The following is a 13617-nucleotide window of genomic DNA, read 5'->3' as shown; positions in this document are numbered from 1 at the left end:
GCCAGCACTGTCTCACCAACCCCGAGACAACCGTGAGAGCCAGCTGACAGGAGCCGGCGCCCTGGGAACGCTTGTGCCCATGCCACCCGGCGGGATGTGGCATGGGCACGCGTGGATCGCCGGGGATGGTTACTGGACGCCGGCGGAGTCCATGCCGCGCAGCTCCTTCTTCAGCTCGTGGATCTCGTCGCGGATCCGGGCGGCCAGCTCGAACTGCAGCTCGCGGGCCGCGCCGAGCATCTGGTCGTTGAGCTCCTGGATGAGCTGGGCGAGTTCGGCCCGGGCCATGCCGGCGCTCGCGGCGGGAGTGGCGGCGGACCGGCCCCGGGCGCGGGTCTCGGCCACCGACGCCTTGCCGCGGGACATCTGCCGGCCGCTGCCGCTGGCGGCCGGGCTGCCGACCACCTCGTCGGTGTCCTCGGCCTCCTTGTAGATGTCGTCGAGGATGTCGTGGATCTTCTTACGGAGGGCCTGCGGCTTGATGCCGTTGGCCTCGTTGTGGGCGATCTGCTTGGCGCGGCGGCGGTCGGTCTCGTCGATGGCGTCACGCATCGACGGGGTGATCTTGTCCGCGTACATGTGGACTTCGCCGGAGACGTTCCGGGCGGCACGGCCGATGGTCTGGATGAGCGACCGGCCGCTGCGCAGGAAGCCCTCCTTGTCGGCGTCGAGGATGGCGACCAGCGACACCTCGGGCAGGTCGAGGCCCTCCCGGAGCAGGTTGATGCCGACCAGGACGTCGTAGTCGCCCTTGCGCAGCTCCTTGAGCAGCTCGACGCGGCGCAGCGTGTCCACCTCGGAGTGCAGGTAACGGACGCGGATCCCGTTCTCCAGGAGGTAGTCGGTGAGGTCCTCGGCCATCTTCTTGGTGAGGGTGGTGACCAGGACCCGCTCGTCCCGCTCGGTGCGCAGCTTGATCTCGTGCATCAGGTCGTCGATCTGGCCCTTGGTGGGTTTCACCACCACCTGCGGGTCGACCAGGCCGGTGGGGCGGATGACCTGTTCCACGAACTCGCCCTGGGCCTGCCCCATCTCCCAGTTGCCGGGGGTGGCGGAGAGGAACACCATCTGGCCGACACGCTCGAGGAACTCGTCGAAGCGCAGCGGCCGGTTGTCGGCGGCGCTGGGCAGCCGGAACCCGTGCTCGATGAGGATCCGCTTCCTCGACGCGTCGCCCTCGTACATCCCGCCGATCTGCGGGATGGTCACGTGCGACTCGTCGATGACGGTGACGAAGTCGTCGGGGAAGTAGTCGAGCAGGGTGTAGGCGGGCTCGCCGAAGGTGCGCCCGTCCATGTGCATCGAATAGTTCTCGATGCCGTTGCAGAAGCCGACCTGGCGCATCATCTCGATGTCGTAGGCGGTGCGCATCCGCAGGCGCTGCGCCTCCAGGAGTTTGCCCTGCCGCTCGAACTCGGCCAGCCGCTCCTCCAGCTCGGCCTCGATGTCGCGGATCGCCCGCTCCATCCGCTCCGGGCCGGCGCCGTAGTGGGTGGCCGGGAAGATGATCAGCTCGTCGACCTCGCGGACCACGTCGCCGGTGAGCGGGTGCAGATAGTAGAGCTTCTCCACCTCGTCGCCGAAGAGCTCGATCCGGATGGCCAGCTCCTCATAGGCCGGGATGATCTCCAGGGTGTCGCCGCGGACCCGGAACGTGCCGCGCTGGAAGGCCATGTCGTTACGCGAGTACTGGATGTCGACGAGGCGGCGCAGCAGCTTGTCACGGTCGAAGTCCTCACCGACCTTGACCCGGACGGCACGATCCACGTACTCCTGCGGGGTGCCGAGGCCGTAGATGGCGCTGACGGTGGCCACCACGATGGTGTCGCGCCGGGTGAGCAGCGACATGGTGGCCGAGTGCCGCAGCCGCTCCACCTCCTCGTTGACCGACGAGTCCTTCTCGATGTAGGTGTCGGTCTGGGCGATGTACGCCTCGGGCTGGTAGTAGTCGTAGTAACTGACGAAATATTCCACGGCGTTGTTGGGCAGCAGCTCGCGGAACTCTTTCGCCAACTGGGCGCACAGGGTCTTGTTGGGGGCGAGCACCAGCGCGGGCCGTTGCAGCCGCTCGATGAGCCAGGCCGTGGTCGCGCTCTTGCCGGTGCCGGTGGCGCCGAGCAGGACGGTGTGGCGATCGCCGCGGCGGACCCGCCGCTCCAGCTCGTCGATCGCGGCGGGCTGGTCACCCGCGGGCTGGTAGTCGCTGATGACCTCGAACCGGCCGTCGAGTCGTGGGATGTCGAGCGCCATGCCACCACCGTACGTGGGGGGTATGACAAGTTCGCGAACCGGCGTGCTCAGGGTGCACATTCAGCGGGCTTCACGGTCCCGGCCGGGCTGCCTACGCTGGACGGGCAGGCCGCTCGCGGCGGCTGCCGGCAGCATGCGGGTCACACGGTCCCCTGCCGCCGCACCACGGTCGCTGCGCCCCGGACGCCCTGGCGAGCGCACCCGTGGTGGGTCAGCGGACCCGGCCGCCGCGAGAGTCCTGGTCAGAATGGCCGCGAGAGTCCCGGTCAGAAGAGTGGCGGCTGCCAGCCGGTCGTCACCGCCCAGTCGTCGGCGGCCCGCGCCTCGGCCGCGAACCACGGCTCCTTCGCTTCCGCGTACGCCGCACGGTCGTGATGTTCGGCGGCCAGCCGCTCCTTGGCCGCCGCGTAGGCGTCCCGGGCCTCCGGCACCGCCCGCAGGTGGTCACGCATCAGCAGGGCGAACCGCCAGCCCGGCGAGCCGGCCACTCGGACGTGCAGGTTGACCCGGTAACCGGGGTCGGCGCAGCCGTGCAGCCGTTTCGGCCAGGTGCCGCCGGGGATGCCGTGCGCGTGGTCGGCCCAGTCCCCCGGCCGGGCCGGGAAACCGAGCTCACCGAGGCGCCCGGCCAGCGTGTCCGCCTCGTCGAGGGTACGCACGCTCAGCATCAGATCGATGATGTTCTTGGCCGGGAGCCCCGGCACCGCGGTGGATCCGATGTGATGGACGTCATGTCCGCTGCCGAGCCCATGCTGGATCCGGGCGATCAGCCGGGCCGCCGTCCGCGGCCACTCCGGGTCGGCCGGCAGGATCCGCAATCGTGGGCTCTTCACCACGGAACGCCCGGCCCGCAGGTTCCGCTCGAACTCGGTCAGCCGGTCGCGCCACAGCTCGTCCACGCGGGCGTACAGGCCGTCCAGGTCACCCTCGTTGACCAGGACCACGTCGGCGGCGGCCCGGCGCTGCTCGTCGCCGGTCTGCGCGTCGATCCGGGCGGCGGCTTCCGCCGCGGGCATGCCACGCAGGCGGGTGAGCCGGTCCAGCCGCAGGTCACGGTCGGCCAGGACGACGATCACCAGGTGGTACGTGGCCGCGAGCCCCGCCTCGACCAGCAACGGCACGTCGTTGACCACGATCGCGTCCGGCGCCGCCGAGGTGGTCAGCTCGACGGTCCGGGCTCGTACCCGGGGATGAATGATCTTCTCCAGGCGGCGGCGGGCCGCCTCGTCGCCGAAGACCTTGGCCCCCAGCGCCGGCCGGTCGAGCGTGCCGTCGGCGGTGAGCACGCCGGACCCGAACGCCCCGACGATCTCGGCCAGCCCGTCCGTGCCCGGCTCGACCACCTCGCGGGCCAGCAGGTCGGCATCGATGATCACCGCGCCCCGCTCGGCGAGACGGCGGGCGACCGCACTCTTGCCGGCACCGATTCCACCCGTCAGTCCCACTCTCAGCATGGGCTAAGTATCGCCAGATGTTCTTGGCGGGCGGAACCGGGAGGCCGCGGTGTTCCGCCGGACGGCGAAAGGCCGCCCCGACCGGAATCGGGACGGCCTTTCTGGGTACTACCGGCTGCTTGACTCGCGTCAGGCGGTGCCTCGCGTCAGATCACTTGCCGCCGGCCAGCTTCTCGCGCAGAGCCGCGAGAGCCTCGTCGGTGGCCAGGGTGCCCGCCGGCTCCTCCGCCGAGCGCGCCGGACCCGACGAGCTCGAGGTGGAGGTCGACGACGAGGTGGTCACGCCGCCGGCCGGAGCCGGGTTGAGCGCGGCCTCGGCGTCGGCGTCGCGGGACGCCTGAACCTGCTTGGTGTGGGCCTCCCAGCGCTCGCGGGCGTCGGCGTACTGCTTCTCCCACGTCTCGCGCTGCTTCTCGAAGCCCTCGAGCCACTCGCCCGTCTCCGGGTCGAAGCCCTCCGGGTAGATGTAGTTGCCCTCGGCGTCGTACGTCGCGGCCATGCCGTAGAGGGTCGGGTCGAAGTGCTCCTCGCCCTCGACGAAGCCCTCGTTGGCCTGCTTGAGCGACAGCGAGATCCGGCGGCGCTCCAGGTCGATGTCGATGACCTTGACCAGGACGTCCGAACCGACCTGGACGACCTGCTCGGGCAGCTCGACGTGACGCTCGGCCAGCTCGGAGATGTGCACCAGGCCCTCGATGCCGTCGTCGACGCGGACGAACGCGCCGAACGGGACGAGCTTGGTGACCTTACCCGGCACGATCTGGTTGATCGCGTGGGTCCGGGCGAACTGACGCCACGGGTCCTCCTGCGTCGCCTTCAGCGACAGCGAGACGCGCTCGCGGTCCAGGTCGACGTCGAGAACCTCGACCTCGACCTCCTGGCCGACCTCGACGACCTCGGAGGGGTGGTCGATGTGCTTCCAGGAGAGCTCGGAGACGTGCACCAGGCCGTCCACGCCGCCAAGGTCAACGAAGGCACCGAAGTTGACGATGGAGGACACGACGCCCTTGCGGACCTGGCCCTTCTGCAGCTTGTTGAGGAACTCGGTACGAACCTCGGACTGCGTCTGCTCGAGCCAGGCGCGGCGGGACAGAACCACGTTGTTGCGGTTCTTGTCCAGCTCGATGATCTTCGCCTCGAGCTCGCGGCCGACGTAGGGCTGCAGGTCGCGGACGCGGCGCATCTCGACCAGCGAGGCCGGGAGGAAGCCGCGGAGACCGATGTCGAGGATGAGGCCACCCTTGACAACCTCGATGACGGAGCCGCGAACGACGCCGTCGTCCTCCTTGATCTTCTCGATGGTGCCCCACGCGCGCTCGTACTGCGCACGCTTCTTCGAGAGGATCAGGCGACCTTCCTTGTCCTCCTTGGTGAGGACGAGGGCTTCGATGTGGTCGCCAACCGACACCACTTCCGCGGGGTCCACGTCGTGCTTGATCGACAACTCGCGCGAGGGGATGACACCCTCGGTCTTGTAGCCGATGTCGAGCAGGACCTCGTCCCGATCGACCTTGACGACGGTGCCTTCGACAATGTCGCCGTCGTTGAAGTACTTGATGGTCTCGTCGATGGCCGCGAGGAATGCTTCCTCGGATCCGAGATCGTCGACGGTGACCTTGTTGGCGCTCGAGGTGGCCTCGATGCTGCTCGTCATGTGGACAGTTGCTCCGAACGGAATGGATTGGTGGTGTCTCTGCGCTCCACGGAACTGCCGCTGGAAGCGACACGAGCGAGCTGGACGACCACTCCGTCGAGCAGTCTGTTCAATGCAGTCGATCATGTCGGGACCAGCGACCACGGAACCTGCTCCCTGCCGAGGCACACGATCCGCGAGCGCATCGACTAGCTTACCGTGCGCATTACCACAGGTTGCAAGCCCTCCTGAGGAGCGCGGCACATTGTGGGTCGGGAACCCGTCAGCATGCCCTTTATGAGGTGATTCGGGACGGCCGACACGCCTGCCGTACCGTTGCCGGGTGACCTCACCGGACCTTTCCCACGGTCGCGTGACCGAGACCGAGGCGCGCCGGGCCAACCGCTCCTGGTGGGACCTCGACGCCGACGACTACCAGGACGAGCACGGCGTCTTCCTCGGCGACGTCGACTTCCTCTGGTGCCCCGAGCGGCTGCGGGAGGCCGACGCGCGCCTGCTCGGGCCCGTACCGGGGAAGAAGATCCTGGAACTGGGCGCCGGCGCCGCGGCAGCCAGCCGGTGGCTGCGCCGTGAGGGCGCCCACCCGGTCGCCCTCGACCTGTCCGCTGGCATGTTGCGGCACGCACGCGACGCGGCAGAGCGCAGCGGGGTACGGGTTCCCCTGGTCCAGGCCGACGCGCTGGCCCTGCCGTTCGCGGCGGAAACGTTCGACATCGTGTGTACGGCGTTCGGGGCCATCCCGTTCGTGGCGGACTCGGCGGCCGCGATGCGGGAGGTGGCCAGAGTGCTGCGGCCCGGCGGAAGCTGGGTGTTCTCCGTCACACACCCGATGCGATGGATCTTCCTGGACGAGCCGGACGAGCACGGGCTGCTGGCGAGGAACTCGTACTTCGACCGCTCGCCGTACGTGGAACGTGACGAGGACGGCGAGGTCACCTACCTGGAGCAGCACCGGACCCTCGGCGATCGGGTCAGGGAACTGGTGGCGGCCGGGTTCGTGCTGCGCGATCTGGTCGAGCCGGAATGGCCGGAGGGCCACGAGCAGATCTGGGGGCAGTGGAGCCCGCTGCGTGGCCAGCTCTTCCCCGGCACCGCGATCTTCGTCTGCGACATGCCCAAGCCCAGTAGTCGAAAGTCATGAAACAGGTGCTCACCACCTGAGTCATCAGCGTGCGACGCGTCATTCCGCTCCGAGTCACCGAAGTCACCCGGAGCGTAATGCACGTTTCCCAAAGATCAGACGCAGTTGGTCTGGTAGGTCACGTAGACCTTCGAAGTGCTTGGGATTCTCCGCCAGTTCCGGATCTGGTCAGCGCCGAGCGACGTTGTAGTGGCGCCTTCCCTGACGGTTCCGGGACACTGCAGCTTGAAGGCGTCGACATCCGTCATGCGCGCCGGCGAACTCTTGCCCGGCAGGAGCACCACAACTGCACCGGTCGGGCCGCTTGCACCCCACCGGGTGATGAAGACAGCCTCGGTCGAGTTGTTGTATACCTCACCACAGATAACCGAGGTGGGTAAGGTAGAGCACTCAGCGGCGGCAGCCGGCGATGCCGGAACCACAGTCACGACCAGGGCGGCGGCTAGCGAGCCAGCGGCAGCGGTGATTCGCCGGGTCAGCTTCGTCAAGACACACTCCACTCTTAGATGAACATCGACGGATTCCTCCGCAATGTCCAGCAATCTTAAGCACGTCGATGCAAGAGTGGGAAGCGCCAAGGTCGCCAGGCGACTAGAGTAGACAAATGCGAATATTTGTTACGCATAACAAGCCGACAAATATCGCAGAAGGTGCCAAGGTGGGTTGGTGGAGCCATGATGAAGCGTCCACAGCACCGTCCCGCAGAAAATCACCAGGCGGACCGAGACCGCGGGCCGACGAGCAGCACTGCGGCAGGTGGTCGGGTACGTGCACCGGCACCTGGCGCAGCGCCCGGACGGCGACGTCACCGGCACCCGCTGGCGGCACTCGCTGATGCACTGGGGCCACGACCCCCTGAAGAAGTGACCGGGCGCCGTCCGCGGTCGCCCCAGCGCCGTCAGGCGGGGGTGAGGGCTGCGCGGTCGGCGACGAGGACGCCGGCCAGGCGGGTGAGCTCGGCGGGAAGCGCACGGTAGTAGACCCAGGTGCCGCGGCGGGTGCCGTGCACCAGGCCGGCCTCGCGCAGGATCCGCAGGTGGTGGGAGATCGTCGGGCCGGTCAGGGAGAAGGCCTCGGTCAGGTCACACACGCAGATCTCGCCGTCGGCGGCTGAGGCGATCATCGACAGGAGGCGGAGCCGCACCGGATCGCCGAGCGCCTTGAAAGTCCCGGCGAGACGCCCTGCCCGGTCGAGGTCCAGCGGCCCCTCGGTGAGCGCCACACCATCCTGCCCGGCCGCGGCTGCCGCAACGGCCGCACCCGGTGCCGCGGCAGCGGCAGGAACGCTCGGGGTGGCGGAACCTGTCGGGGACACCCGGCTCCGATGAGGAGCGATCCCCGGGCGAACCTCCATCGACGTCGATTGACTCGGCATCGGCCCAGGGTTTCAGATCAGCGCAAACAGCGCACGAGCACCACCCGGTCGGGTGCCCGGCAGAGTCACGGGATCACCCGACCGAGCAACACCGGCACACCCGAGGTCAACCCACCGTCACGGTACGCATCCGCGCCGCCCTCCTGGTGGAGGCGGCGCGGGCGGGTGTCAGTGGTCGGCGCCATTCCAGTCGCGGCCGGTGCCGATGGAGACCTCCAGGGGGACCGACAGCGGGTAGGCGCTGCCCATCTCGCGGCGGACCAGCTCCTCGAGGGTGTCGCGTTCGCCGGGGGCGACCTCGAAGACCAGCTCGTCGTGGACCTGGAGGAGGACGCGGGAGCTGAGGCCGGTGTCCTTCAGCGCCTCGTCGACCCGCAGCATCGCGATCTTGATGATGTCGGCGGCGGAACCCTGGATCGGCGCGTTCAGGGCCATCCGCTTGGCCATCTCCTGGCGCTGGCGGTTGTCGCTGGTCAGGTCGGGCAGGTAGCGGCGGCGGCCGAGGATGGTCGCGGTGTAGCCGTCGGTGGTGGCCTGCGCGACGACGGTCTGCAGGTAGTCGCGGACGCCGCCGAAGCCCTTGAAGTACTCCTCCATGAGGCCCTTGGCCTCGTCGTTGGAGATGCTCAGCTGGTTGGACAGGCCGAAGGCGCTCAACCCGTACGCCAAGCCGTAGTTCATGGCTTTGATCTTGCGGCGCTGGTCGGGGGTGACCTCGTCGAGGCCGACGTGGAAGACCGAGGAGGCGGTCGCGGCGTGGAAGTCGGCGCCGGAGTTGAACGCGGCGATCAGCGCGTCGTCGCCGGACAGGTGCGCCATGATCCGCATCTCGATCTGGCTGTAGTCGGCGGTCATCAACTGCTCGTAGCCCGATCCGACGATGAAGGCGCGGCGGATGCGGCGGCCCTCCTCGGTGCGGATCGGGATGTTCTGCAGGTTGGGGTCGGTGGAGGACAGCCGGCCGGTGGCGGCGACGGTCTGGTTGAAGGTGGTGTGGATGCGGCCGTCGTCGGACACCGACTTGAGCAGCCCATCGATGGTCGACTTGAGCTTGGCGACGTCACGGTGGCGCAGCAGATGCTCCAGCAGCGGGTCGCCGGTCTGCGCGAACAGGCTGGTCAGCGCGTCGGCGTCGGTCGTGTAGCCGGATTTGATCTTCTTCGTCTTGGGCAGGTTGCGCTCGACGAAGAGGATCTCCTGCAGCTGCTTGGGCGAACCGAGATTGAACTCGCGGCCGACGACCTCGTGGGCGGCCTGCTGCGCGGCTTTCACCTCGGCGGCGAAATGCGACTCCAGCTCCGACAGGTAAGCGGTGTCGGCGGCGATGCCCCGCTGCTCCATCTCGGCGAGCACGACCGACAGGGGCTGTTCGACGTCGGCGAGCAGCCGCACCGACTCGCCGCCGTCCCGGGACAGGTCGGCGATCAGGACGTCGGCCAGCTCGAGGGTGGCCCGGGCCCGCAGCATCACACCCTGCTCGGCGGCGTGGTCGTCACCGTCGCCCTCGAAGCTGAGGGCGAGCTGGCCGTTGTCCGGCTCCTCCACCTTGAGCTCGCGCTTGAGGTAACGCAGGGCGAGGTCGTCGAGGCCGTAGGTGCGCTGGTCGGGCTTCGCCAGGTACGCCGCGAGGGCGGTGTCGGTGGTGACGCCGGCGAGCCGCCAGCCGTGGGCGTGGAAGGCGAGCAGGGCCGGTTTCGCATCGTGCACGACCTTGGGCCGGGCCGGCTCGGCGAGCCAGGCGGCGACGGCACGCTCGTCGTCCTCGTCGAGGGCGGTGGGGTCGAACCAGGCGGCCGGGCCACCGGCGGTGGCGACGGCGACACCGGTGAGGGTGCCGGTGCCGCGGCCGAACGTGCCGGTGACGGCGACGCCGACCGGGGCGGTGCCGGCGTGCTCGCGCAGCCAGGCGGCCACCTCACCGGTGCGCAGGACCTGACCGTCGATCTCGAAACCGGCCTCCGCCTCGGCCTCCGGCTCAGCCGTGCCGAGATAGGAGTAGAGCCGCTCGCGCAGGACCCGGAACTCCAGGGCGTCGAAGAGCTGGTGGACGGCCTCCTGGTCCCAGCCCTCCCAGCGCCCGTCCGCCGGCCGGACCGGCAGCTCCAGGTCGCGGACCAGGTTGTTGAGCTCGTAGTTGCGCAGCACGTCGGCGAGGTGGGCCCGCAGGTTGTCGCCGGCCTTGCCCTTGATCTTGTCGACGTTGGCGACGACACCCTCGATGCCGCCGAACTCGGTGATCCACTTCGCGGCGGTCTTGGGACCCACGCCGGGGACGCCGATCAGGTTGTCGCTGGTCTCGCCGACCAGCGCGGCCTTGTCCCGGTAGAGATGCGGCGGAACGAGCTGTTTCTCCTCGACCAGGGCCGGGGTCATCCGCCACACCTCGGACACGCCACGGCTCGGGTAGAGCACGGTGATGTGGTCGTCGACCAGCTGAAGGGCGTCGCGGTCACCGGAGGAGATCAGCACCTCCATCCCGGCGTCCCGTGCCTGGCAGGCGAGTGTGGCGATGACGTCGTCGGCCTCGAAGCCGTCCTTCTCCACGACGATGATGCGCAGCGCCGCCAGGATCTCCTTGATCAGGCTGACCTGACCGTGGAACTCCTTGGGCGTCTCCTTGCGGCCGGCCTTGTACTCCGGGTATTTCGCGGTGCGGAACGACACCCGGGACACGTCGAAGGAGACCACGATGTGCGTCGGCTTCTCGTCGCGCAGCATGTTGATCAGCATGGAGGTGAAGCCGAACACCGCATTCGTGTGCTGGCCGGTCGCCGTGCTGAAGTTCTCCTTGGGCAGCGCGTGGAACGCGCGGTAGGCCAGGGAATGGCCGTCGAGCAGCAGCAGGCGGGGGGTCACGGCGTCGTCGCTCACGCCCCAGGACTCTAGTCGCCGGGTCTGACAAGTTCCGCGCACACCACGGGGCGGCCCTCCCCGGAAGGGAAGACCGCCCCGTGATCAGGATCGCTCAGGCGACGCCGAGGTACGCCTCCTTGACCGCCGGGTCGTGCAGGAGGTCCTGACCGGTGCCCTCCTTGACGATCCGGCCGGTCTCCAGCACGTACGCCCGGTGTGCCCGCGACAGCGCCTGCTGCGCGTTCTGCTCCACCAGCAGCACCGTGGTGCCCGCCTGGTTGATCTCGACGATGATGTCGAAGATCTGCTGGATGATCATCGGGGCGAGGCCCATCGACGGCTCGTCCAGCAGCAGCAGCTTCGGCCGGCTCATCAGCGCCCGGCCGACGGCCAGCATCTGCTGCTCACCGCCGGACAGGGTGCCGCCCGGCTGCTTCCGCCGCTCACGCAGCCGCGGGAACATGGTGAGCACCTTCTCCAGGTCCTCCGCGATCCCCCTGCTGTCCTTGCGGGTGTAGGCGCCCATGTCCAGGTTCTCCAGCACCGTCATGCCGGGGAAGATCTGCCGGCCCTCGGGGGACTGGCACAGGCCGCGGATGACCCGCAGGTCGGCCCGCAGCTTGGTGATGTCCTCACCGTTGAAGGTGATCCGGCCACTCGACAGCGACCGGGTTCCGGAGATGGCCCGCATCGTGGTCGTCTTGCCGGCGCCGTTCGCGCCGATCAGCGCCACGATCTCACCCTCATTGACGGTGAGGTTGATGCCGTGCAGGGCTTCGATCCGCCCGTACGACACCGTCACATCGTCCAGCTCAAGCATCATCGGTGGACTCCCCCAGGTACGCGGCGATGACCTTCGGGTTCCGGCTGACCTCAGCCGGTGAACCGTCGGCGATCTTCCGCCCGAACTCCAGCACCACGATCCGGTCGGTGACACCCATGACCAGGCGCATGTCGTGCTCGATCAGCAGCACCGTGATGCCCTGAGCCCGGATCTTACGGATCAGCTCGAGCAGCTCCTCCTTCTCCGCCGGGTTGAAGCCGGCGGCCGGCTCGTCCAGGCAGAGCAGCTTCGGCTCGGTGCCGAGCGCCCGGGCGATCTCCAGACGGCGCTGGTAGCCGTACGGAAGGTTGCGGGCCGCGTCGTTGGCCCGGTCGGCGATGCCGACGAACCGCAGGAGCGCCAGGGCTTTGTCCTCGGCCGCCCGTTCCTCCAGGATGTGCCGGGACAACCCGAACACCTTCGCGAAGGCACGGCGGGCCTGCTGCCACGCCCGGACCGCCCCGTTACCGGAGTCGACCCTCGGCAGCTCGTGCTCCTTGGGCCGGACCCGGTAGAGCCGGAACAGCGCCCCCGGCACGCTCGTCTTGTGCCGTGAGTCGGTGCCGACCATGACGTTCTCCAGTGCACTCATCTCCGGGAAGAGACGGATGTTCTGAAACGTCCGGGAGATACCCATCTGGCTGATCTGGTGCGGCTTGCGGCCGGTCACCTGCTGCCCGGCAAACCGGACCGCACCCGACGTCGGCTTGTAGACGCCCGTCATCACGTTGAACGTGGTCGTCTTACCGGCACCGTTCGGGCCGATCAGGCCGAGGATCTCGCCCTCGTGGATGTCGAAGGCGACCCCGTCGAGGGCGACCACGCCACCGAACCGCAGTGTCACGTTGTCGATCTCGAGCAGCTTCTTACCGGGCGCCGGCGGGGCCGGCACGTCCCGCGCCGGGACCGTGGTGGTCTCGTCAGACATGAGCGGGCGCCTCCTCTGCCTCCGCCGCACGATCCTTCAACTCTCGGGCTCTCCGCCGGCTCGGGATCAGGCCCTGCGGGCGCAGGATCATCACCAGAACCATCGCGACACCGAACGCCAGGAACCGGTAGTCGGCAACTCCACGGAACCGTTCCGGCAGGTAAACCAGCAGGAACGCACCGAGCGACACACCCATCATGTTGCCCGAGCCACCGACCACGACCATCGCCACGAACAGGATCGACGTCATCGGGTCGAACTTCGTCGGGTCGATGAACGCCTGCCGGCTGGCGAACAGCACACCGGCCACACCACCCAGCGCCGCGCCGATCGCGAACGCCCACAGCTTGAACTTGAACGGGTTCACACCCATCACCGCCGCGGCGTCCTCGTCCTCACGGACCGCCAGCCAGGCCCGGCCGACCCGGCTGTGCTCCAGCCGCCGCACGAAGAACACCATGATCAGTACGAAGGTGATCGCCAGCCAGTACCACGGCTTCAGATCGATCAGCCCGAACACCGTGTTCGTCGCCGACGGCGGGCCCTCCGGCCCGGGAATCGCCGAGATGCCGGCGTTGCCGTTGGTGACCGTGGTGACGTTCTTCGCCACGATCCGGATGATCTCACCGAAGCCGAGCGTGACGATCGCCAGATAGTCACCGCGCAACCGCAGCGTAGGCCAGCCCAGCAGCACACCGGAGACCATGGCCAGCGTGATCGCGATGAACAGGCAGATCGCCCAGCCCACCGCCCACGTCGCCGGCAGGTCGAACCTCTCCTGAATCGCCTTCACCACCGGCGAGTTCACCGACCCGAACAGGCCGACACCGTAGGCGCCGATCGCGAAGAAGCCGATGTACCCCAGGTCCAGCAGACCGGCGAGGCCGATCACCACATTCAGGCCGATCGCCACCAGCACATAGATGGCACACGTGAACAGCGTGCCGGCCCAGCTGCTGCCGCCCTGGATGTAGTCGGTCCGGAACCAGGTCAGACCGGGAATACCGAGCAGGGGCAGGTAGTAGAGGAACGCCACGAACGCAACGAAACCCAGCGACCGCTGCCACTTCGGCAACGCCCGCCACCGGTCCCCGACCGCTTCCATCCGGCCCACGTGGGGCGCTGTCGCATTCACACTC

10 protein-coding genes and 1 pseudogene are annotated in these 13617 nt (G+C 68.5%); 2 read left to right on the top strand and 9 right to left on the bottom strand.

What is annotated here, in order from left to right; all coding sequences use genetic code 11:
* Positions 1-129 precede the first annotated feature (129 nt).
* The 3 genes from uvrB to rpsA form a co-directional block, all read right to left on the bottom strand.
* A complete protein-coding gene (gene uvrB / locus Aut01nite_RS38060; protein ID WP_043523760.1) occupies positions 130-2250 on the bottom strand; it encodes an excinuclease ABC subunit UvrB in 2121 nt (706 codons plus the stop codon).
* A 266-nt stretch (positions 2251-2516) separates the two neighbouring features.
* Positions 2517-3704 (bottom strand): dephospho-CoA kinase, encoded by a 1188-nt coding sequence (gene coaE / locus Aut01nite_RS38055; protein WP_043523761.1) that lies wholly within the window; start codon positions 3702-3704, stop codon positions 2517-2519.
* Between the two features lie 151 nt (positions 3705-3855).
* Positions 3856-5358: a 30S ribosomal protein S1 gene (rpsA, locus tag Aut01nite_RS38050; RefSeq protein WP_043523762.1), complete on the bottom strand. Its 1503-nt coding sequence runs from the start codon at positions 5356-5358 to the stop codon at positions 3856-3858.
* Positions 5359-5710: 352 nt separating this feature from the next.
* On the opposite strand from rpsA, the gene Aut01nite_RS38045 reads away from it, so the two are divergent.
* Positions 5711-6499: a class I SAM-dependent methyltransferase gene (locus Aut01nite_RS38045; RefSeq protein ID WP_239124637.1), complete on the top strand. Its 789-nt coding sequence runs from the start codon at positions 5711-5713 to the stop codon at positions 6497-6499.
* Between the two features lie 95 nt (positions 6500-6594).
* On the opposite strand, the gene Aut01nite_RS38040 is transcribed toward Aut01nite_RS38045, so the two are convergent.
* Positions 6595-6987, bottom strand: a complete 393-nt coding sequence (locus Aut01nite_RS38040) for a hypothetical protein (RefSeq protein ID WP_152628579.1) — start codon at positions 6985-6987, stop codon at positions 6595-6597.
* 253 nt (positions 6988-7240) lie between these two features.
* Between Aut01nite_RS38040 and Aut01nite_RS38035 the strand changes: the two are divergent.
* Positions 7241-7366: pseudogene (locus tag Aut01nite_RS38035) on the top strand (DUF3140 domain-containing protein); the annotation flags it as partial.
* Positions 7367-7397: 31 nt separating this feature from the next.
* On the opposite strand, the gene Aut01nite_RS38030 reads toward Aut01nite_RS38035, so the two are convergent.
* The 5 genes from Aut01nite_RS38030 to Aut01nite_RS38010 form a co-directional block, all read right to left on the bottom strand.
* Positions 7398-7721, bottom strand: coding sequence for an ArsR/SmtB family transcription factor (locus Aut01nite_RS38030; protein WP_043523764.1), 324 nt, complete (start codon positions 7719-7721; stop codon positions 7398-7400).
* Between the two features lie 321 nt (positions 7722-8042).
* Entirely contained in the window at positions 8043-10745 is a 2703-nt protein-coding gene (gene polA, locus Aut01nite_RS38025) for a DNA polymerase I (protein ID WP_043523765.1), read from the bottom strand.
* Positions 10746-10839: 94 nt separating this feature from the next.
* The gene (locus Aut01nite_RS38020; protein WP_043523766.1) at positions 10840-11550 is read right to left on the bottom strand and encodes an ABC transporter ATP-binding protein; all 711 of its coding nucleotides are present in this window, start codon (positions 11548-11550) and stop codon (positions 10840-10842) included.
* Positions 11540-12478, bottom strand: coding sequence for an ABC transporter ATP-binding protein (locus Aut01nite_RS38015; RefSeq protein ID WP_052163440.1), 939 nt, complete (start codon positions 12476-12478; stop codon positions 11540-11542). Before Aut01nite_RS38015 ends, Aut01nite_RS38020 begins: the two co-directional genes overlap by 11 nt.
* The gene (locus tag Aut01nite_RS38010; RefSeq protein ID WP_373871566.1) at positions 12471-13583 is read right to left on the bottom strand and encodes a branched-chain amino acid ABC transporter permease; all 1113 of its coding nucleotides are present in this window, start codon (positions 13581-13583) and stop codon (positions 12471-12473) included. The genes Aut01nite_RS38015 and Aut01nite_RS38010 overlap by 8 nt, the downstream gene beginning before the upstream one ends.
* Between the last annotated feature and the right edge of the window lie 34 nt (positions 13584-13617).

The sequence above is a fragment of the Actinoplanes utahensis genome (assembly GCF_016862455.1).
Taxonomy (GTDB): Bacteria; Actinomycetota; Actinomycetes; order Mycobacteriales; family Micromonosporaceae; genus Actinoplanes; species Actinoplanes utahensis.
This window is presented reverse-complemented; position numbering and strand designations above follow the sequence as displayed.

What these genes read in the sequence shown, in the direction of transcription:
- Aut01nite_RS38015 (WP_052163440.1), bottom strand. Translation starts at nt 12,478, where the DNA reads ATGTCTGACGAGACCACCACGGTCCCGGCGCGGGACGTGCCGGCCCCG.
- Aut01nite_RS38010 (WP_373871566.1), bottom strand. Translation starts at nt 13,583, where the DNA reads ATGGAAGCGGTCGGGGACCGGTGGCGGGCGTTGCCGAAGTGGCAGCGG.
- Aut01nite_RS38020 (WP_043523766.1), bottom strand. Translation starts at nt 11,550, where the DNA reads ATGATGCTTGAGCTGGACGATGTGACGGTGTCGTACGGGCGGATCGAA.
- rpsA (WP_043523762.1), bottom strand. Translation starts at nt 5,358, where the DNA reads ATGACGAGCAGCATCGAGGCCACCTCGAGCGCCAACAAGGTCACCGTC.
- coaE (WP_043523761.1), bottom strand. Translation starts at nt 3,704, where the DNA reads ATGCTGAGAGTGGGACTGACGGGTGGAATCGGTGCCGGCAAGAGTGCG.
- uvrB (WP_043523760.1), bottom strand. Translation starts at nt 2,250, where the DNA reads ATGGCGCTCGACATCCCACGACTCGACGGCCGGTTCGAGGTCATCAGC.